Source organism: Pantoea sp. X-Soil-TKNS-1211, from assembly GCF_059730495.1.
This window is the reverse complement of record NZ_AP035953.1, coordinates 568,632-587,777: the sequence shown is the minus strand read 5'-3', so window position 1 is coordinate 587,777 and position 19,146 is coordinate 568,632. Positions and strand designations below refer to the sequence as shown.

The following is a 19,146-nucleotide window of genomic DNA, read 5'->3' as shown; positions in this document are numbered from 1 at the left end:
CAAATAATTATCAATAGTATTATTTATCACCTTTGTGAAAGAATCCTTGAGTAAATGGCGACTGGCAGCACCTATGACCTGGCTAAATGATCTGACCGGCAGTGAAGCCTGGTGGCAGGAGCAACAAAGTAAAGGTATCCCGCGTGTGGAAGGTGAAGTGGACGGCGAATGCCTGGTCACTTTCCTCTGGCGCGATCCGCAGGGCAACGAGACGCAGTCACGTATCCAGCGGGTGTGGATCAACATTACCGGTGTGACCGATCACCACCAGCGCCGCGCCCCGCAATCCCTGATGCGTGTTGCCACTACCGATGTCTGGTACTGGCAAACCACCCTGCCAGCCAACTGGCGTGGCAGCTACTGCCTGATGCCGGATGAGCAGGCGACTGATTTTTCCGGTGATGTCGACATGTACGCGCTGCGCAACTGGTGGCGCGACAAATTCCCCACCGCCCAATCTGATCCGCTCAATGCCTTGCGTGGCTGGTCAGGTGGACGCGGCATGGGCGTTTCTCCATTGCATCTGCCTCAGGCCCCCAATCAACAGCTGTGGCAGGCGATTGATGAAGGCCGCGCCCCCGCAATCGCCCTGCAAGAATATCGCTGGGACAGCCACTTACTCGGCAATAGCCGCCGGGTGTGGATCTATTGCACCGGTGAGGCGCAACCTACGTCCCGGCCACTGGCCATTCTGCTCGACGGCCAGTTCTGGGCTAACAGCATGCCGATTGCTGGCCCGTTGCAACAACTCACCGATGAGGGCGCATTGCCCGCCGCCGTCTATCTGTTTATCGACATCATCGATCGTGAGCATCGCAGCCGTGAGCTGCCGTGTAACGCCCTGTTCTGGCAAGCCTTGCAGGAGGAATTACTCCCCCAGGTGGCGCAGTGGGCACCGTACCAACAACAGGCCGATAGCACCGTGGTCGCCGGGCAAAGCTTTGGCGGCCTGGCCTCGGTATTCGCGGCGCTGCACTGGCCGCAGCAGTTTGGCAACGCCATCAGCCTGTCCGGCTCCTTCTGGTGGCCGGAGCGTGGTAACCCGCATGGCTGGCTGTTGCAGCAACTGGAGCAAGGGCTGGCACCGCGTCAGCCGCTGCGTTTCTGGCTGGAAGCGGGCAAACGTGAAGGACTGATTTTGCAGGCGAATCAGCAACTGCAACAGATGTTGCAAGCCGCCGGATATCAGGTGCACTACCAACCGGTAGAAGGTGGACATGACGCGCTGTGCTGGCGCGGTGGCCTGCTCGTTGGCTTACAGGCGCTGTGGCGCACCCCGACATAAATTCATCTCGCCCGGACTCAGGAGCCGACATGGAACATCGCAATCCCTTCGACGATCCGCAGCAGGATTGTCTGGTGCTGCGCAATCCGCAGCAACAATACAGTTTATGGCCCGCGTTTAGCGACCTTCCCGCTGGCTGGCATGCCGTGTATGGCCCCCAGCCACAGCCAGATTGCCTCAGCTGGCTGGAACAGAACTGGGGGAATATCCGCCCAGTGACGCAGGACACTAACCGGAGCGACAATGTCTGAATTCCTGATGAATCGACCCCACACCGAACAACAGACCCTGCCACTGGTTGCGGCGCAGCCCGGTATCTGGATTGCCGATCAGCTGTCACGCCATCACAACGCCTACGCGGTGGCACACTTTATTGAATTGCATGGCGATATCGACAGCGCCTTGCTGAGCAAAGCGATCATCGCCGGAATGCAGGAAGCCGATACGCTGAATATGGCGTTCGGTGAAGTGGACGGCGAAGCGTTGCAATGGCCGCAGGCCCAGCACTTCAGCCCGCCGCAGTTGGTTGACCTGCGTTCAGACGAGCATCCCGCTGACAAGGCCCGCGCGTTGATGCGTGAAGATATGAATGGCGACTTGCGCGTGCTGAGCGGAGCTCCCTTATATCATCATTGCCTGTACCGCCTCGGCGAGCAGCATTGGTTCTGGTATCAGCGTTATCACCACCTGGTGGTGGATGGTTTTAGTTTTACCGCCCTGACGCGCCGTATCGCCAACCTGTACAGCGCCTGGGCGCGCCAGCAGGAACCAGAACCAACGCCGTTTATCCCCTTTAGCGAAGTGGTGGAAGAGTATCAGCGTTATCAGCAATCCTCCTCCTTCGAGCGTGACCGCCAGTTCTGGCGTGAAAAAGGTGCCTCCCTGCCCGCGCCCGCCACGCTGGCACCCCAGCCGCTGGCCGGGCAAAGCGCCAGCACCGATCTGTTGCGTCATAGCCTGACGCTGGATCGCGCCACCTTCCAGACGCTGGTCAGCCAACATCCGCAGCACAGCGCCGCCGATCTCGCCTTTGCGCTGGTCGGGTTATGGCTGGCGCGTCTCAGTGGGCAAAACGATTTCTCGGCGGGCTTCATCTTTATGCGCCGCATCGGTTCAGCCGCCCTGTGCGCCACCGGGCCGGTGATTAACGTGTTGCCGATGGCGATCCATTACGATCCAGCGCAACCGCTGGCCGCACTGGCAACGCAACTGGCGGGTGAAGTGAAGAAAATGCGCCGCCACCAGCGTTACGATGCTGAACAAGTGCAGCGCGATCTGGGCCGTCTCGGTGATGGTGATCCGATCTATGGCCCGGTGATCAACCTGAAGATGTTTGATTACCAGCTGGATTTCGCCGGTGTGGAGGGCGTCACCCATCAACTGGCTTCCGGCCCGGTGCGCGATCTGGAAATCGCCATCTATATCAGTGAACAGGGTGAGCTGACGCTGGAACTGCTGGCCAATGCCGAACGCTACAACCCGGCGACGCTGCAACGTCACGCCAGCCGGTTCGCGCTGTTGCTGACACAGTTGGCCGCTGAGCCGCAACGCCCGTGCGGCGAGTTGGATCTGCTGACTGCAGCAGAACATCATTGGCTGGCGGATATCAACCACACGCCACACCCGTTACCTGCCGAGACTCTGGCATCGCTGCTGGCCCAGCAGGTAGAGAGAACCCCAGATGCATCCGCACTGGCCGATGCCCAGCATCAGCTCAGCTACCGCCAGATGCAGCAGCAGGTGTTTGCGCTGGCGCAGCAACTGAGTACGGCCGGGGTCACGCGTGGTGATATTGTTGCTGTGGCACTGCCGCGTTCGGTGCAACTGTCGCTGGCGCTTCAGGCGATCGTCTCGCTCGGTGCCGCTTATCTGCCGTTGGATACCGGCTACCCTGATGATCGCCTGCAACTGATGCTGGAAGATGCAACACCACAAACGTTGATCACCTCGGCATCACTCGCACCACGTTTTGCCGCCATCTCCGGCGTCAGTCAGCTGCATTTCGATGCGCTGTTTAGTCATACAGATGTCCCTGCCCCGCGCAGCGCGCCGCAACCGCAGGATGGTGCCTACATCATCTATACCTCGGGTTCTACCGGACGTCCTAAAGGGGTACTGGTCGGCCATGAGGCGATCGTTAACCGCCTGTTGTGGATGCAAAATCACTATCCGTTGCAGGCTGATGATGTGGTGTTGCAAAAAACCCCCAGCAGCTTTGACGTTTCGGTGTGGGAATTTTTCTGGCCGCTGCTGGTGGGCGCCCGACTGGTGATGGCTCCGCCGGAAGCCCATCGTGATCCCGAAGCCCTGCAACAACTGTTCGCGCAGTACCGGGTCACCACCACCCACTTTGTTCCTTCAATGCTGGCCGCGTTTGTCGCCGCGTTGCAGGATGATGCGGCGATTAACAACTGCGCCAGCCTGCGCCGTGTGTTCTGTAGCGGCGAAGCACTGCCAACCGATTTATCCCGTGAGTGGGAGCAGTTGACCCATGTTCCTCTGCACAATTTATATGGCCCGACTGAAGCAGCGGTGGATGTGAGCTGGTATCCGGCGTTTGGCGAATCACTGGCTGCGGTCGAGGGTGCCAGCGTACCCATTGGCTATCCCGTCTGGAATACCGGCCTGCGTATTCTTGATGCACGCTTGCAACCGGTGCCGCCGGGTGTGGCGGGCGATCTTTATCTGAGCGGTATTCAACTGGCGCATGGTTATCTGGGACGTCCCGATCTCACCGCCAGCCGTTTTGTTGCCGATCCGGCAGGCAATGGCGAACGTATGTATCGCACTGGCGACGTGGCGCGCTGGCTCGATAACGGGGCAGTGGAATACCTTGGCCGTAGCGACGATCAGTTGAAAATTCGTGGTCAGCGCATCGAACTCAACGAAATCGATCATCTGTTGTGCGACCAGCCAGGCATTGAGCAGGCCGTGACGCACGCCGTGGTGTTGGGTGGTGCGGCGGCACAGGGCGATGCCCGCCAACTGGTGGGTTATGTCATCGCCGATCACACCATAGACGGTGAGGCCCTGCGTAGCGCACTGGCCCAGCAACTGCCCGCCCATATGGTGCCGGTGGCGATTGTCCAGTTGGAGACGTTCCCGCTCAGCAGCAACGGCAAGCTGGATCGTAAAGCCCTACCGCTGCCACAGGTAGCAGCCGCCAGCGCCGGGCGCGAACCGCATCCAGGACTGGAGAGCCAGCTGGCAGCGGCGTTTTGTCAGTTGCTGGCGCGCGACAGCATCAGCGCCCAGGATGATTTTTTTGCCCTCGGCGGACATTCGCTGCTGGCGATGCGTCTGGCTGCCCAGCTACGTCGTGAACTCCAGCAGCAGGTTACGGTTGGACAGATCATGGTTGCCTCCACCGTCGAGAAGCTGGCGGCATTGCTGAGTGATGATCAGTCTCACCAGCAGGCCGGTTTCGAGGCGGTGTTGCCACTACGTCAGGCAAGCGGGCCGAAGTTGTTCTGTTTCCACCCGGCATCCGGTTTTGCGTGGCAATTCAGCATTCTGCAACGCTACCTGGATGCGCGCTGGTCGTTGATCGGTATTCAGTCGCCCGATACCGCCAGCCCACTGAATCAAAGCCTGCATCTCGACGAGGTGTGCGAAGCCCATCTGCGCACGCTGCGCGAGGTGCAGCCGCACGGTCCTTATTATTTCCTCGGCTATTCACTCGGCGGTACGCTGGCGCAGGGAATTGCGGCACGACTGGCGGCGGCCGGTGAAGAGGTGGCTTTCCTTGGCCTGCTTGATACCTGGCCGCCAGAGACGCAGAACTGGGATGAAAAGCGCGGCGAGAACGTGCTGGACCCGGCAGTGCTGGACGAAGTGAACCGCGAGCGTGAGCAGTTCATTGCGGCACAACGGCATCAGGCGGGTGAAGAGATGCAGGCGATGTTTGACACCATTGAAGCCAACTACGCCAGTTCGGTACGCCTGCTGGCGACCGCACGCAGCGCCAGCTTTAGTGGTCGTGCCACCTTGTTCCTCGCGGAGCAGACGCAGCAACCGGGACAGGATGCGCGCGGCGCCTGGGCACCTTATGTGGGCGAGCTGGAGGTATGGCCGATGGATTGCGCCCACGTCGATATCATTTCGCCGAAGATGTTTGAGCAGATTGGCCCGTTGTTGCAACGGCTACTGAGCGAACTGTAATCCAGAATGTAGCGGCGCGATTTATCGCGCGGATTTTTCCAGCACCGCGCACGGAACCGCGCGATAAATCGCGCCGCTACAATAAGTTATGTTCTTGGCCGTCCCAACGGCACAATCATTGGCGTATGCGCCACCGGATCTTCCACAATCACGCAGCGCAAGCCATATACCTGTTCAATCAGCGCTGACGTGACAATCTCTGCCGGTTTGCCTTCCGCAATAATCCGTCCGTGGCGCATGGCAATCAGATGCGTGGCATAGCGGCAGGCGTGATTCAGGTCATGCAGCACCACCACCAGCGAGCGACCGTGCTGCTGATTAAGATCCTGCATCAATTCCAGCAATTCAATCTGATGGGTGATATCCAACCAGGTGGTCGGTTCGTCGAGCAACAGCAACGGCGTTTGCTGCGCCAGCACCATCGCAATCCATACGCGCTGACGCTGACCGCCAGACAGGGTATCCACCTGCTGATCAGCGAGATCCGACACCCCGGTAGCCAGCATCGCCTGCTGTACCGCAACTTCATCTTCGGCACGCCAGCGCCCAAACAGCGCCTGATGTGGATAACGCCCACGTGCCACCAGCTCAGTCACGCTGATGCCTGCTGGTGCGTTAGAACTTTGCGGCAGCAGGCCCAGACGACGTGCCACTTCTTTGGTGGGATAGCGCGCAATGGCTTCACCATCCAAAAAAACCTGGCCTTTCAACGGTGTATTCAGACGGCTCAGGGTGCGCAGCAGGGTTGATTTGCCACAGGCGTTCGGGCCGATAATCACCGTCAGCTCTCCTTCCGGGATCGCCACCGACAAATTTTCTGCCACCACTTTTTTGTCGTACCCCAGCGTCAACCCTTCGCCATAAAGACGGGTAGAGATTTCGGTCATTGGCGTCGAGCCTCCCGCACCAGTAAAACAATCAGATAAAGGCCGCCAAGGCTGACGGTAATCACGCCCACCGGCAATTGATAAGGCAGGAACAGATGCTGCGCCGCGAAATCGGCAGCAATCAGCAACAGCGCACCACACAGCCCCGCCAGCGGCATACCGCCGCCGAGACGACGGGCAATCTGTGGTGCCAGTAGCGCCACGAAGGAGATCGGGCCGACCAGCGCCGTCGAGGCGGCAATCAGCACCACACCCAGCAGCATCAACCATAAACGGCTACGCTCCACCGGCACCCCAAGGGCGCAGGCGGTATCATCACCCATTTCCAGCAAACGCATCCGGCGCGCCAGCAACGCCACCAGCAGCAGCGCCACCAACAACGCCGCGATCACCGGCGGCGTCTTGTTCCAGGTGATACCGTTAAGCGAACCGGCGCTCCACAGACCGGCGCTGAGGGCAGAATCCAGCGAAGCGCTGATAATCAACCAGCTGTTAAGGCCCATCAATAGTGCACGGATGCTGATGCCGACGATAATCAAACGGAAGGTTTCCACACCGTTGCGCCAGGCAAACAGGTAAACCAGCGCGGCAGTGGCGATACCGCCAATCATCGCTGCCAATGTTATCGCTGAGGCGTTTTGGTTGAACAGCACCAGCGCCACCAGCACGCCGCTGTAGGCCCCGGTGTTAAAACCAAGAATATCCGGGCTGCCCAACGGATTACGCAGCAACGACTGGAAAATCGCGCCACTCACACCCAGCGCTGCGCCAATCAGCAGCGCCATCAAGACGCGTGGCAGACGCCACTCAAGGACAATCAGTTTGATATTGTTAGCACCCTGCCCCAGCAGCACCTGCCAGATTTGTTCACCGCTGACCGGCAAGGCACCGCGCGTCATCGCGAGGAACGCGATCAACCCGCAACCGAGCAGCAGCCAGAAAGTATGAAACATGACGCGTCCGGTCATACGGCACCCCGCGCGAGTTTGCGCCGTACCAGCACAATCAACATCGGTGCACCCAGCATGGCGGTAACAATGGAGACGCGCAGTTCACCGGGCACCAGCAGGCGACCAATAATATCCGCCGTCAGCAACAGGATCGGCGTCACCAGCGCGGTAGCAGGCAGCAGCCAACGATGGTCATTGCCCACCAGCCAGCGTGCCAGATGCGGTGTCATCAACCCAACAAACGCAATCGGTCCGACCGCGGCGGTCGCTGCACCACACAACAAGGCAATCGCCAGCAGCCCCAGCAACTGGGTCCGTGCCACGCGCGTGCCCAGCGCAGTCGCCATATCGCCGCCCATACTCAGGCTGTTTAACGCCTGCGACAAACCGATAGCCACCACGCTACCCAGTGCGACAGCAGGCCACAGGGTGCGCAAAATGGTAAAGTTGCGGATATCCAGCGAGCCGCTGTGCCAGAAACGCAGGTGATCATAGATGTCAGGATTGAGCAGCGAGATACCCGACGTCAGCCCTTCCAGCACCGCACTCAGCGCCACGCCCGCCAGGGTTAAACGCACCGGATTGACGCGTCCACCGCCAATCGCGCCGGTCATCGACACCAACAACGAAGCCAGCAACGCACCCGCAAAAGCAAAACCAAGCCATTCGGATGGGGTATTCGCGCCAAACCACGCAATGCCCAGCACCACGGCGAAACTGGCTCCGGCATTCACACCGAGGATGCCGGGGTCTGCCAGCGGATTACGCGTCAGGCTTTGCATCAACGCCCCTGCCAATCCCAGAGCCACCCCCGCCAGTAATCCGGCCAGGGTGCGTGGCAGACGAGCCTCGCGAACGATAACGCAATCCGCGCTACCACAGGAGGTGGTAACGGCATGATAAACATCGGAAAAAGAGATGGATTTTGCGCCCAGCATTAAACTGAGAGCAATAAGGAGCACCAGCAGCATCCCTGATCCTGCAAGTGCACGAGTCTGGTGCATAGTGTTATGAACCTTAATGATCAACGTCGTCGCGTGCGTAGGGTAAATGTGATAATGATATTTGTTATCGTTATTACTCGTATTTGTCTATGTTATCATGACTCGCCTCGCGAAAGATGAGGAAAATTGGTGCAAAAAGGCGAAGACATGAACAAACCCTCCCACTTTATCGATCTCTCCCTGCTTAAATCCCACCCGGCGTTTCGCGCGGTGTTTATCGCCCGCTTTATCTCGATTGTGGCACTCGGCATGCTAGCCGTAGCCGTACCGGTACAAATTCAGCAGATGACGGGCTCCTCCCTGTTGGTCGGACTCGGCGTCACGGTAGCCGCCTGCGGCATGTTTATCGGTTTACTCACCGGTGGAGTACTGGCCGATCGTTATGAACGTAAGAAACTGATTTTATTGGCTCGTTCCACCTGTGGCCTGGGCTTTGTCGGGCTGGCGATTAACGCCGCACTGCCTGAACCCTCGTTGTCTGTGGTCTATCTGCTGGGGTTGTGGGATGGCTTTTTTGGTGCGATTGGCGTCACCGCGCTGCTGGCCGCAACTCCGGCGCTGGTCGGACGCGAGAATCTGATGCAGGCAGGCGCGATTACCATGCTTTCAGTACGCTTCGGCTCTATCCTGTCACCGGCGATTGCCGGCATGGTGATTGCCAGCGGCGGCGTGGTGTGGAACTTCGCCCTCGCGGCGCTGGGAACCTTGTTGACCGTGCTGACCTTGTTGAAGTTGCCGGTGCTGCCTCCACCACCCCAACCGCGTGAACATCCCTTAAAGTCCCTGGCTACCGGTGTGCAATTTCTGTTTACCACCCCGCTGGTAGGTATGGCGGCGTTAATGGGCGCGCTGGTCACGCTGGCAAGCGCAATTCGCGTGCTTTATCCGGCGCTGGCACCGCATTGGGAGGTGAGCGCCGACCGGCTGGGATTGATGTTCGCTGCCGTGCCTTTGGGTGCCGCGATCGGCGCAGTGACCAGTGGTCGGTTAGCACAGGCCGCACGTCCTGGGTTATTGATTCTCAGTAGCGCTATCACCTCATTTCTGGCGCTCGGGCTGTTTGGCCTGATGCCGAACCTCCCCCTCGCGTTGCTCTGTCTGGTGGCCTTCGGTTACTTCAGTTCCATTACCAGCCTGGTGCAGTACACCCTGATTCAGGCATTAACCCCTGATGCGCTGCTGGGACGTATTAACAGCTTATGGACGGCACAAAACGTCACCGGGGATGCGTTGGGCGCGGCGCTGATTGGCGGGATCGGTGCCTGGCTGTTACCCCAGCAGGCTGCCGCGATGTTTGGCTTCGCTGCCACCCTGCTGGGCGTGCTGATGTGGCTGGTGATGGGATCGTTACGTCGCTATCAACCGCCAGCCGTGAAGCTGGCGGAAGAAACATCATGACTTCACAAACAGTTTTTCCAGGCGAGTCAGTAGGTTGCTGGCGCTGAAGTAATCAAGGCGGAAACTGTCGACGCCCAGCGCATAAACCTGCTGTTGCGTCACGGCGGCGTTTTGTGCGAGGAACGGATTAGCCAGCACCGACTGACGGGTTTTGTCATCGGCAGCAAATAACAGGAAGCTGTGTCCCGTCAGGCCGTTGGCAACGTTTTCACCCGCGAGCTGAATGATGTCCTTGCGCTGTCCCATGCTGTGGCTTTGTTGAATATTGGCCGGGGGCATCGCCAGGGTGAAGCCCAGTTGCTGCAACAATTTGCCCTGCGCCGATTCTGCGGTCCACAGATTCACCGCTCGTCCATCGCCATTCCATACCATGGCGGAAACCGGCTGTGGCGGTAATTTGATGGCTTTTTTCAGCGCGGCCTGGCGATCGGCAAAGGCTTTAATATACTGCGCCGCCTCGGTTTCATGCCCGGTGGCGTCACCCAGCAATGTCATCAGGTCTTGCCAGCTTTTATCGTCATAGTTGATGACCAGCGTCGGTGCAATGGCAGAAAGTTGGCTCACCAGTTTGATAGCAGAATCATTCCCGGTGGCACTGACGATAATCAGATCCGGCGCTTCGGCGGCAACCGCTTCAGCGCTGGGTTCGCCAATATAGAGACGTTTTACGCCGCGCTGTTTTGCCACCTCGCCCCACTGACGGAAGAAGCCCTGATCGTCAGAGAGGCGGCTATTGGGGGCAGTGGCACCGGAGGCAATCACCGGGGCATCAATCGCCAGCAGAGAACCGGTCAGCGTGACGCTGGTTGAGACGATACGCTGAGGCGCTTTGGTTAAAGTCACCACGCCTTGTTCGGTCTGAATTTTGCGCGGCCAGCCCTGTTCGGCACGCGCAAGGCCACTAACCGCCTGCAAAATGAACAACAGGACAACCATGCCCCATAAACCGCATTTATTCATAAGTTTTCATCCACCATTTAGCTTATTCCGGCCTTCGGCGTAATTGCGGGAAAACGCCTAAAGATAAGGGAATTCCCGCGAACTGATTGACTCTTTAACCCATTAGACGTAGGTTACGATGCCATAATAAAAATGATAATCATTCTTAATAATCTTATCATTTATAGGTGAAAATTATGGTGGAATCCTCCACATTTGAAAATGCCTGGCTGAAGGATTTTTCCGCACTTTGTCGCGGATTCCTGTTCACATCTCCGTGGCGCAGCCTGGTGACTCAGGGTTGCTACACCACCCTGACCGAACCGGTTCAGGATGCTGCTGCGTTAGACGGTGATTTTCAGCAACAGTTGCGCCAGCATTTTGCGGCGGCGAAAAAACAGGGTATCGAGAAGCCGATTCTGGTCGGTGCGATCCCGTTTGATGTCAGCCAACCTGCCGCCTTGTTTATTCCTGAATCCCATCAGACCTTTAAGCGTGCCGATTTGCTGGCCGCGTTACCGACCGAACTGAGTGCTCTACCCGCAGTGCGCCGCCGTGCGGCGGTACCGGATCACGACATCTTTACCCAAATGGTGGCCGATGCGGTGGCTGCCACCCAACGTGGCGATCTCGACAAAGTGGTCCTGTCGCGTTTAATGGATATCGTGACAGAACAACCGGTGGATAGCGCTGCGCTGATGCAGCGGGTCATGGCGCAAAACCCTAACAGCTACCATTTCCATCTGCCGCTGCCGCAGGGTGGTGTGTTGCTGGGAGCCAGTCCGGAACTGATGCTGCGCAAGCAGGGGCGTGACTTCAGCTCTTGTCCTCTCGCCGGTTCAGCACGTCGCGATAGCGACAGCCAAACCGACCGCGCAGCCGGCGAAACCCTGATGAATTCCAGTAAAGATCGGCACGAACATCAGTTGGTCACCGATGCGATGCGCACCACCCTGCAACCACGCAGCCATCTGCTGTCGGTGCCGACGGTGCCTTCGCTCATCACTACCTCAACTTTATGGCATCTCGCTACGCAGATTGATGGTGAAGTGCAGGACACGCGCGAAAATGCCCTGTCCCTCGCCTGCCTGCTGCATCCGACACCGGCCCTGAGCGGTTTCCCGCATCAACAGGCACAGCAGCTGATCCAACAACTGGAGCCGTTCGATCGTCAGTTGTTTGGCGGCATCGTCGGCTGGTGTGATGACGAAGGCAATGGCGAATGGGTCGTCACCATCCGCTGCGGCACGGTACATGACACCCATGTGCGCCTGTTTGCCGGTGCCGGAATTGTGGCCGACTCTCAACCCGAATTAGAATGGCGTGAAACCGGCGTGAAGCTGGACACCATGTTGCGCGCCTTTGGACTGCAATAAAGGAAAGACCATGAGTATTCCCTATAACCGCTGGCCTGATGAACTCGCCGCACGTTACCGTGAAAAAGGCTACTGGCTCGACGTGCCGATGACCGACATCCTCGCGCGTCAGCAAGAAAACGACGCCATCGCGGTGATCGACGGCGAACGTCACATCAGCTACCGCGAAATGCATCAGTTAACCGACAACCTGGCGGCAGCGCTGCAACGTCGCGGCCTGAAAACCGGCGATACCGCGTTGGTACAACTCGGCAACGTGGCGGATTTCTATCTGACGCTGTTCGCCTTATTTAAAATCGGTGTGGCGCCCGTCAATGCGTTGTTCAGCCACCAGCGTACCGAAATGACCGCCTACGCGGCACAAATTGAACCAGTGCTGCTGATTGCCGATCGCACCCATCCTCTGTTCGCCGATGATAGCTTTATCGACACGCTGTGCCGCAGCCATCCCTCATTGCAGCAGGTGATTCTGCGCAATGATGCCCAGCCGGAAAACACCCTGGAAGCGCTGCTGGCGGAAAATGCCGGTGATTTTACCCCGACGCCGAGCGCCGGAGATGAAGTGGCCTTCTTCCAGCTTTCCGGTGGCAGCACCGGCACGCCAAAACTGATCCCGCGTACCCATAATGATTACTACTACAGCATTCGTGGTAGCGTGGATATTTGTGCCGTAACCGATCGTACCCGCTATCTGGTGGCGCTGCCTGCGGCGCATAACTTCCCGATGAGTTCGCCCGGTGCACTCGGCGTGTTTTATGCCGGTGGTCAGGTAGTACTGGCCGCCGATCCCAGCGCCACACTGTGCTTTCCGTTGATCGAAAAACATCAGATCACCGATACCGGCCTGGTGCCGCCAGCGGTAAGCCTGTGGTTGCAGGCGATTCAGGAGTGGGGCAGCAACACACAGCTGGCTTCGCTGGAACGGATGCAGGTTGGCGGCGCGAAGCTGGGTGAAACCCTCGCAATGCGTATCCAGCAGGAGATTGGTTGCCGCCTGCAACAGGTGTTCGGGATGGCGGAAGGGCTGGTGAACTACACACGCTTCGACGACGATGAGAAAACCATCCTCACCACTCAGGGACGCCCGATTTCTGATGATGATGAAGTCTGGGTCGCCGATGCCGACGGCAATGCGCTGCCGGTGGGTGAAGTGGGACGTCTGATGACACGCGGACCTTATACCTTCCGCGGTTACTATCGCAGCCCGGAGCATAACGCCGCCAGCTTCGATGCCGACGGATTTTACTGCTCCGGCGATCTGATTGAGATCAACCCGCAGGGTTACATCACCGTGCAGGGACGCGAGAAAGATCAGATCAACCGCGGCGGTGAGAAGATCGCCGCAGAAGAGATCGAAAATCTGCTGCAACGCCACCCGGATGTGATTCATGCCGCGCTGGTGTCGATGAATGATGAACTGATGGGTGAAAAGAGCTGCGCCTTTATTGTCGCCAGCCAGCCGATTAAGCCGGTGGCGCTGCGTCGCCATCTACGTGAGCTGGGCGTTGCCGAGTTCAAATTACCCGATCGTATTACCTGCGTAGACGCCCTGCCGCTGACCCCGGTTGGCAAGGTGGATAAAAAACGTCTGCGCCAACAACTTGCCGACCAACAAGCGCAAGCCTGACCTGTTCCGGAGATTGTATGGCTATTCCAAAATTGACCTCTTATCCGCTGCCGACCGCCGCCGAGTTGCCTGCCAACAAGGTGAAATGGGCGCTGGAGCCGCAACGCGCGGCGCTGCTGATTCACGATATGCAGGCCTATTTCCTTAATTTTTGGGGCGAAAACAGCCCGCTGGTGAATCAGGTTGTCGAAAATATCGCGCGTCTGCGTGCTTACTGCAAAGCGCAGGGTATTCCGGTGTTCTATACCGCGCAACCCAACCAGCAGAGCGATGAAGATCGCGCGTTGCTGAATGATATGTGGGGACCGGGCCTCAACAAGCATCCCGATCAACAGAAGATCGTCGACGCACTGGCACCGGATCAGGACGATCATGTGCTGACCAAATGGCGCTACAGTGCCTTCCACCGCTCGCCGCTGGAGTCGATCCTGCAAGAGATGGGCCGCGATCAGTTGATCATTACTGGCGTGTACGCCCACATCGGCTGCCTGACCACCGCCACCGACGCTTTTATGCGCAACATTCAGCCGTTTATGGTGGCCGATGCGCTGGCTGACTTCACCCGTGAAGAACATCTGATGGCGCTGACCTACACCGCTGGCCGTAGCGGCAAAGTGGTGATGACCGCCGATCTGATGCCATTGCCGCTGAGCAAAGACGATTTGCGCGCGCTGATCCTGCCGCTGCTGGAAGATGACGATGTGCCGGAAGATGATGAGAACCTGATCGACTACGGTCTCGATTCCGTGCGGGTGATGGCGCTGGCAGCGCGCTGGCGTCAGGTGCACAGCGATATCGATTTCGTCAGCCTGGCGAAGAATCCCAGCATTGATGGCTGGTGGGCGCTGCTGTCGCGGGAGTCGGCAAAATGAGCCTGCCTTTTGATTTTCGTGGAAAAATTGTCTGGGTCACCGGGGCCGGTAAAGGCATTGGCTACCATACGGCGCTGGCTTTTCATCAGGCGGGCGCCCAAGTGGTGGGCTTTGATCTGCGTTTTGATCAATCAGACTATCCGTTTGCCTGTCAGGTGATGAACGTCGCCGATGCCGCAGAAGTCAAAACCGTCTGCCAGCGCCTGCTGGCCGAGCAACCCCGTCTTGATGTACTGGTGAACGGGGCCGGCATTCTGCGCATCGGTAGCACCGAAGAGCTGGCATTTGAGGACTGGCAAGCCTGCCTCGCCGTCAACGCCGGTGGTGCGTTTAATATGTTCCAGCAGACGCTTCCGGTATTTCGCCAACAGCGGGCCGGTGCCATCGTCACCATCGCCTCCAATGCCGCCCATGCGCCACGCCTTGGCATGTCTGCCTATGGTGCGTCCAAAGCCGCGCTGCGTAGCCTGTGCCTCACCGTAGGTCTGGAAATGGCCCCGCTCGGCGTGCGTTGCAATATCGTGTCACCGGGATCGACCGATACCGATATGCAACGCAGCCTGTGGCATACGCCAGAAGCGGAGCAGGAGATGATCAACGGCTTCCAGGATCAATACAAGCTCGGGATCCCGCTGCGTAAGATCGCCAAACCCCAGGAGATCGCCGCCAATATCCTGTTCCTCGCTTCCGATCTCGCCAGCCACGTGGTACTCCAGGATATCGTGGTGGACGGTGGCGCAACGCTGGGAGCCTGACGCATGGCAATCTGGAAACGATCAATAGAACTGGATGAACTCAACCGGATGGGTGAGAACTCGATGCTGGCACATCTGGGCATTGTGTTCACCGTGATCGGCGACGATCACCTCGAGGCTATCATGCCTGTTGATGCACGCACGCAGCAGCCATTTGGCTTGTTGCACGGCGGCGCATCGGTGGTGTTGGCAGAATCGATGGGATCGATTGCCGGGTATCTCAGCGTGGAAGAGGGAAAAAGTGTGGTGGGGATTGAGGTGAGTGCCAGTCATCACCGTGCGGTCAGTAGCGGCGAAGTGCGCGGTATCTGCCGCCCACTGCATCTCGGTGCGCGTAATCAAAGTTGGCAGATTGAGATTCGCAATGGACGCGACCAACTGTGTTGCAGTAGCCGTTTGACGGTGGCAGTGCTGGGGTAATTTCCACACATTCTGTAGCGGCGCGATTTATCGCGCGGGTCTTTCCGGCATGGTGCTCCGGATTACGCGATAAATCGCGCCGCTACAGATACATGTCATTATTTCGGCAACAAAAAAGCGGCCATCTGGCCGCTTTTTGCTGGTGCGCTTAACGCTGGTAAATGATTTCGACGCCTTCGTCGTCGTCCTCGTCCCAGTCGTCATCCCAGTCTTCGTCTTCTTCCACTTCCTGCGCGTTTTCCATCGCTTCACGGTGGTAATCATCCCACATGAAGGCAACTTTCTCCGGCTCTTTCGCTTCTTCTTCGGCTTCTTTCGGGTTAGCGATGATGAAGCTCATCACGTCCCAGCACAGGTCGGTGACGCCATTACGGCTGGCAGCAGAAATCAGATAGTATTTATCTTCCCAACCCAGCGCTTCTGCAATCGCTTTAGCGCGGCTTTCCGCTTCTTCACGACTCAGCAGGTCAGTTTTGTTAAACACCAGCCAGCGCGGCTTCTGGTACAGTTTCTCGCTGTACTTTTCCAGCTCGCCGAGGATGATGCGCGCGTTTTCCACCGGATCAGACTCATCAATTGGCGCGATGTCGATCAGGTGCAGCAACACGCGGCAGCGTTCGAGGTGTTTCAGGAAGCGAATACCGAGGCCAGCGCCTTCAGCAGCACCTTCAATCAGACCCGGGATATCAGCTACCACAAAGCTTTTTTCGCTGTCCATACGTACCACGCCCAGGCTTGGTACCAGGGTGGTAAACGGATAATCGGCAACTTTTGGCTTTGCCGCAGAGACGGCACGAATAAAGGTCGATTTACCGGCATTCGGCAAACCGAGCATACCGACGTCAGCCAGCAGCATCAGCTCCAGTTGCAGGTCACGCTTTTCGCCCGGCGTACCCATGGTTTTCTGGCGTGGTGAGCGGTTCACAGAAGATTTAAAACGGGTGTTGCCCAGACCATGCCAGCCGCCTTTGGCGACCATCAGCTTCTGCTCGTGACGCGTCATATCGCCCAGCGTTTCACCGGTGCCCTGATCGATAACACGCGTACCGACAGGAACTTTGACGATGATGTCTTTACCACGTTTGCCGGTACAGTCACGGCTCTGGCCATTCTGACCACGCTCAGCACGGAAAGATTTTTCGAAACGATAATCGATCAGGGTATTCAGGTTTTCATCAGCCAGCAGGTAAACGTCGCCGCCATCGCCACCGTCACCGCCGTCCGGGCCACCTTTCGGAATGTATTTTTCGCGGCGGAAGCTGACGCAACCATTACCGCCATCACCCGCAACCGCCAGGATCGTCGCTTCATCAACAAACTTCATTTTCTTTCTCCGTCACACTAACGTTCACAGCAGGTGTCTGACTGCAAACGGGTCCGCCAGGGTCTTCTGCGCTGACCGGCGGCGGATAATACAGGATTGGCAATGCCTTGTGTACATAAATTGTACAGCATTCTACTTAAGGATGCAGGCTCAGGCGCGCTCCGCAGCAGAATGTAAAAAGCCCCGCAAAGCTGCGGGGCCTTTCATTCGTTCGTTCAGACGTTAACCGTCTGCGTCACGACAACCTTACTCAGCAACGATGCTGATGTATTTACGGTTGTTCGGACCTTTGATTTCGAATTTAACTTTGCCGTCTGCGGTAGCAAACAGAGTGTGGTCACGACCACAACCTACGTTGTTACCGGCGTGGAATTTAGTACCACGCTGACGAACGATGATGCTACCTGCCAGAACAGATTCGCCACCGAAACGTTTTACACCCAGACGTTTTGCATTGGAGTCACGACCGTTACGAGTCGAGCCACCAGCCTTTTTATGTGCCATTTGTCAGATCTCCTCTTAGGCGCTGATGCCAGTGATTTTCACATCAGTGAACCACTGACGGTGGCCCTGCTGCTTACGGTAGTGCTTACGACGACGAAACTTAACGATCTTAATTTTCTCGCCACGACCATGAGCAACAACTTCTGCTTTGATCACACCGCCTGAAACCAGTGGCGCGCCGATTTTCACGTCTTCGCCATTTGCAATCATCAGAACCTGGTCGAACTCAATGCTTTCACCGGTTGCGATGTCCAGCTTTTCCAGGCGAACGGTCTGACCTTCGCTTACTCGGTGTTGTTTACCACCACTTTGGAAAACCGCGTACATATAAAACTCCGCTTCTGCGCTTGCCTTTTTGTTTATCAGGCGGCGCTATAAATATTCACAATAGGGCGCGAATTCTACGCAAATCTCCAGAAGAAGACAAGTGCACTTTGCACTCTCTTGCAGAAAAAAAGCGCAGGATGAATGCAAACGTTTATCAAGCCGATTTTTCAAGTACAATCAGTAACAGATTACCTGAACTCACGCTGGGTAAAAGCGCTTACCATGCCGAGAAACGAGTCATAGCTGAACAGACGAATGAACTTAGAACAGATTAATGAATTAACCGCGCAGGACATGGCGGCCGTCAACCAGACCATCCTCGACCAGCTGAATTCAGAAGTCTCGCTGATTAACCAGTTGGGTTATTACATCATCAGCGGTGGCGGAAAACGCATTCGCCCGATGATTGCTGTGCTGTCAGCACGTGCACTGAATTACCAGGGTTCGCAACATATCACCAATGCGGCGCTGATCGAATTTATCCACACCGCCACCCTGCTCCATGACGATGTGGTGGATGAATCCGATATGCGTCGGGGCAAAGCCACGGCCAATGCCGCCTTTGGCAACGCCGCCAGCGTGCTGGTGGGTGATTTTATTTATACCCGTGCGTTCCAGATGATGACCAGCATGGGATCCCTGAAGATCCTCGCACTGATGTCTGAAGCCGTTAACGTGATCGCCGAAGGCGAGGTGTTACAGCTGATGAACGTTAATGATCCGGACATCACTGAAGAGAACTACATGCGGGTGATCTACAGCAAAACTGCCCGCCTGTTTGAAGCTGCGTCGCAGGCCTCCGCGATCCTCGCCGAAGCCACGCCAGCCCAGGAAAAAGCGCTACAGGATTATGGACGCTATATTGGCACCGCTTTCCAGTTAATCGACGATTTACTGGATTACAGCGCCGATGGGGAAACACTCGGTAAAAATACCGGTGATGACCTGAGCGAAGGCAAACCGACGCTGCCGTTGCTACATGCCATGCACCATGGCACGCCTGAGCAGGCGCAGATGATTCGCCGTGCAATTGAAGAAGGCAATGGCCGCCATCTGCTGGAACCCGTGCTGGAAGCAATGCAACAATGTGGCTCCCTCACATGGACGCGCCAGCGTGCAGAAGAAGAGGCGGATAAAGCGATTGCTGCACTGAAAATTCTGCCTGAAACGCCATGGCGTAGTGCACTCGAAGCCCTGGCCCATATGTCCGTCCAACGCGATTTCTAATCTCTATGGGGCCGTTCGTGGCCCCTTCTCGCTCTCACTTCTGCCCCCTCCCTTTACATCGTTTGCAAAACTTTTGCGAAAGATCACGCA

Annotated in this window: 17 protein-coding genes; 10 read left to right on the top strand and 7 right to left on the bottom strand. The window is 57.4% G+C overall.

Annotated features, from left to right (window positions below):
* The first annotated feature begins 73 nt into the window (after positions 1 to 73).
* Genes fes through AC6I8W_RS02610 form a run of 3 tightly spaced genes read left to right on the top strand, consistent with a single transcriptional unit; the run spans position 74 to position 5,446 of the window.
* Positions 74 to 1,285, top strand: a complete 1,212-nt coding sequence (fes, locus tag AC6I8W_RS02620) for an enterochelin esterase (protein WP_497836865.1) — start codon at positions 74 to 76, stop codon at positions 1,283 to 1,285.
* Between the two features lie 29 nt (positions 1,286 to 1,314).
* Positions 1,315 to 1,536: an MbtH family protein gene (locus AC6I8W_RS02615; RefSeq protein ID WP_497836864.1), complete on the top strand. Its 222-nt coding sequence runs from the start codon at positions 1,315 to 1,317 to the stop codon at positions 1,534 to 1,536.
* Positions 1,529 to 5,446 (top strand): enterobactin synthase subunit F, encoded by a 3,918-nt coding sequence (locus AC6I8W_RS02610; RefSeq protein ID WP_497836863.1) that lies wholly within the window; start codon positions 1,529 to 1,531, stop codon positions 5,444 to 5,446. The genes AC6I8W_RS02615 and AC6I8W_RS02610 overlap by 8 nt, the downstream gene beginning before the upstream one ends.
* 86 nt (positions 5,447 to 5,532) lie before the next feature.
* Here AC6I8W_RS02610 and AC6I8W_RS02605 read toward each other — a convergent pair whose 3' ends face one another.
* The 3 genes from AC6I8W_RS02605 to fepD are packed head-to-tail and all read right to left on the bottom strand — an operon-like array spanning position 5,533 to position 8,254.
* A complete protein-coding gene (locus tag AC6I8W_RS02605) occupies positions 5,533 to 6,333 on the bottom strand; it encodes an ATP-binding cassette domain-containing protein (RefSeq protein WP_497836862.1) in 801 nt (266 codons plus the stop codon).
* Positions 6,330 to 7,301: an iron-enterobactin ABC transporter permease gene (fepG, locus tag AC6I8W_RS02600; protein WP_497836861.1), complete on the bottom strand. Its 972-nt coding sequence runs from the start codon at positions 7,299 to 7,301 to the stop codon at positions 6,330 to 6,332. The genes AC6I8W_RS02605 and fepG overlap by 4 nt, the downstream gene beginning before the upstream one ends.
* On the bottom strand, positions 7,298 to 8,254 hold the full coding sequence (fepD, locus tag AC6I8W_RS02595; RefSeq protein ID WP_497836860.1) for a Fe(3+)-siderophore ABC transporter permease: 957 nt from the start codon (positions 8,252 to 8,254) through the stop codon (positions 7,298 to 7,300). Before fepD ends, fepG begins: the two co-directional genes overlap by 4 nt.
* A 180-nt stretch (positions 8,255 to 8,434) precedes the next feature.
* Here fepD and entS point away from each other — a divergent pair, with 180 nt between their 5' ends.
* Positions 8,435 to 9,685, top strand: coding sequence for an enterobactin transporter EntS (gene entS / locus AC6I8W_RS02590; protein ID WP_497836859.1), 1,251 nt, complete (start codon positions 8,435 to 8,437; stop codon positions 9,683 to 9,685).
* On the opposite strand, the gene fepB is transcribed toward entS, so the two are convergent.
* Positions 9,680 to 10,645 carry a Fe2+-enterobactin ABC transporter substrate-binding protein gene (gene fepB, locus AC6I8W_RS02585; RefSeq protein WP_497836858.1) on the bottom strand — a complete coding sequence of 322 codons (966 nt, stop codon included), beginning with the start codon at positions 10,643 to 10,645 and terminating at the stop codon, positions 9,680 to 9,682. The two genes, entS and fepB, sit on opposite strands and share 6 nt — an antisense overlap.
* A gap of 176 nt (positions 10,646 to 10,821) precedes the next feature.
* Here fepB and AC6I8W_RS02580 point away from each other — a divergent pair, with 176 nt between their 5' ends.
* The 5 genes from AC6I8W_RS02580 to AC6I8W_RS02560 are packed head-to-tail and all read left to right on the top strand — an operon-like array spanning position 10,822 to position 15,674.
* A complete protein-coding gene (locus tag AC6I8W_RS02580; RefSeq protein WP_497836857.1) occupies positions 10,822 to 12,000 on the top strand; it encodes an isochorismate synthase in 1,179 nt (392 codons plus the stop codon).
* Between the two features lie 10 nt (positions 12,001 to 12,010).
* On the top strand, positions 12,011 to 13,627 hold the full coding sequence (locus tag AC6I8W_RS02575; RefSeq protein ID WP_497836856.1) for a (2,3-dihydroxybenzoyl)adenylate synthase: 1,617 nt from the start codon (positions 12,011 to 12,013) through the stop codon (positions 13,625 to 13,627).
* A gap of 17 nt (positions 13,628 to 13,644) precedes the next feature.
* Entirely contained in the window at positions 13,645 to 14,499 is an 855-nt protein-coding gene (locus tag AC6I8W_RS02570; RefSeq protein WP_497836855.1) for an isochorismatase family protein, read from the top strand.
* The gene (gene dhbA / locus AC6I8W_RS02565) at positions 14,496 to 15,254 is read left to right on the top strand and encodes a 2,3-dihydro-2,3-dihydroxybenzoate dehydrogenase (RefSeq protein ID WP_497836854.1); all 759 of its coding nucleotides are present in this window, start codon (positions 14,496 to 14,498) and stop codon (positions 15,252 to 15,254) included. The genes AC6I8W_RS02570 and dhbA overlap by 4 nt, the downstream gene beginning before the upstream one ends.
* Before the next feature lie 3 nt (positions 15,255 to 15,257).
* Positions 15,258 to 15,674: a hotdog fold thioesterase gene (locus AC6I8W_RS02560; RefSeq protein WP_497836853.1), complete on the top strand. Its 417-nt coding sequence runs from the start codon at positions 15,258 to 15,260 to the stop codon at positions 15,672 to 15,674.
* Positions 15,675 to 15,822: 148 nt separating this feature from the next.
* On the opposite strand, the gene cgtA is transcribed toward AC6I8W_RS02560, so the two are convergent.
* From cgtA to rplU, 3 genes are all read right to left on the bottom strand, one after another.
* Complete coding sequence (gene cgtA, locus AC6I8W_RS02555) at positions 15,823 to 16,998, bottom strand: Obg family GTPase CgtA (RefSeq protein ID WP_497836852.1); 1,176 nt, start codon at positions 16,996 to 16,998, stop codon at positions 15,823 to 15,825.
* 246 nt (positions 16,999 to 17,244) lie between these two features.
* Positions 17,245 to 17,502, bottom strand: a complete 258-nt coding sequence (gene rpmA / locus AC6I8W_RS02550) for a 50S ribosomal protein L27 (RefSeq protein ID WP_031375434.1) — start codon at positions 17,500 to 17,502, stop codon at positions 17,245 to 17,247.
* A gap of 15 nt (positions 17,503 to 17,517) precedes the next feature.
* Positions 17,518 to 17,829 carry a 50S ribosomal protein L21 gene (gene rplU / locus AC6I8W_RS02545; protein ID WP_480367804.1) on the bottom strand — a complete coding sequence of 104 codons (312 nt, stop codon included), beginning with the start codon at positions 17,827 to 17,829 and terminating at the stop codon, positions 17,518 to 17,520.
* 255 nt (positions 17,830 to 18,084) lie between these two features.
* Between rplU and ispB the strand changes: the two genes are divergently transcribed.
* Positions 18,085 to 19,056 carry an octaprenyl diphosphate synthase gene (gene ispB / locus AC6I8W_RS02540; RefSeq protein ID WP_497836851.1) on the top strand — a complete coding sequence of 324 codons (972 nt, stop codon included), beginning with the start codon at positions 18,085 to 18,087 and terminating at the stop codon, positions 19,054 to 19,056.
* Positions 19,057 to 19,146: the final 90 nt, after the last annotated feature.

Excerpts from the sequence above, each read along its gene's own strand:
- AC6I8W_RS02610 (WP_497836863.1), top strand. The coding sequence starts at position 1,529 with ATGTCTGAATTCCTGATGAATCGACCCCACACCGAACAACAGACCCTG.
- dhbA (WP_497836854.1), top strand. The coding sequence starts at position 14,496 with ATGAGCCTGCCTTTTGATTTTCGTGGAAAAATTGTCTGGGTCACCGGG.
- fepG (WP_497836861.1), bottom strand. The coding sequence starts at position 7,301 with ATGACCGGACGCGTCATGTTTCATACTTTCTGGCTGCTGCTCGGTTGC.
- fepD (WP_497836860.1), bottom strand. The coding sequence starts at position 8,254 with ATGCTGCTGGTGCTCCTTATTGCTCTCAGTTTAATGCTGGGCGCAAAA.
- entS (WP_497836859.1), top strand. The coding sequence starts at position 8,435 with ATGAACAAACCCTCCCACTTTATCGATCTCTCCCTGCTTAAATCCCAC.
- AC6I8W_RS02570 (WP_497836855.1), top strand. The coding sequence starts at position 13,645 with ATGGCTATTCCAAAATTGACCTCTTATCCGCTGCCGACCGCCGCCGAG.
- AC6I8W_RS02605 (WP_497836862.1), bottom strand. The coding sequence starts at position 6,333 with ATGACCGAAATCTCTACCCGTCTTTATGGCGAAGGGTTGACGCTGGGG.
- fes (WP_497836865.1), top strand. The coding sequence starts at position 74 with ATGACCTGGCTAAATGATCTGACCGGCAGTGAAGCCTGGTGGCAGGAG.
- rpmA (WP_031375434.1), bottom strand. The coding sequence starts at position 17,502 with ATGGCACATAAAAAGGCTGGTGGCTCGACTCGTAACGGTCGTGACTCC.
- rplU (WP_480367804.1), bottom strand. The coding sequence starts at position 17,829 with ATGTACGCGGTTTTCCAAAGTGGTGGTAAACAACACCGAGTAAGCGAA.
- AC6I8W_RS02580 (WP_497836857.1), top strand. The coding sequence starts at position 10,822 with ATGGTGGAATCCTCCACATTTGAAAATGCCTGGCTGAAGGATTTTTCC.
- AC6I8W_RS02615 (WP_497836864.1), top strand. The coding sequence starts at position 1,315 with ATGGAACATCGCAATCCCTTCGACGATCCGCAGCAGGATTGTCTGGTG.
- cgtA (WP_497836852.1), bottom strand. The coding sequence starts at position 16,998 with ATGAAGTTTGTTGATGAAGCGACGATCCTGGCGGTTGCGGGTGATGGC.
- ispB (WP_497836851.1), top strand. The coding sequence starts at position 18,085 with ATGAACTTAGAACAGATTAATGAATTAACCGCGCAGGACATGGCGGCC.
- AC6I8W_RS02575 (WP_497836856.1), top strand. The coding sequence starts at position 12,011 with ATGAGTATTCCCTATAACCGCTGGCCTGATGAACTCGCCGCACGTTAC.
- fepB (WP_497836858.1), bottom strand. The coding sequence starts at position 10,645 with ATGAATAAATGCGGTTTATGGGGCATGGTTGTCCTGTTGTTCATTTTG.
- AC6I8W_RS02560 (WP_497836853.1), top strand. The coding sequence starts at position 15,258 with ATGGCAATCTGGAAACGATCAATAGAACTGGATGAACTCAACCGGATG.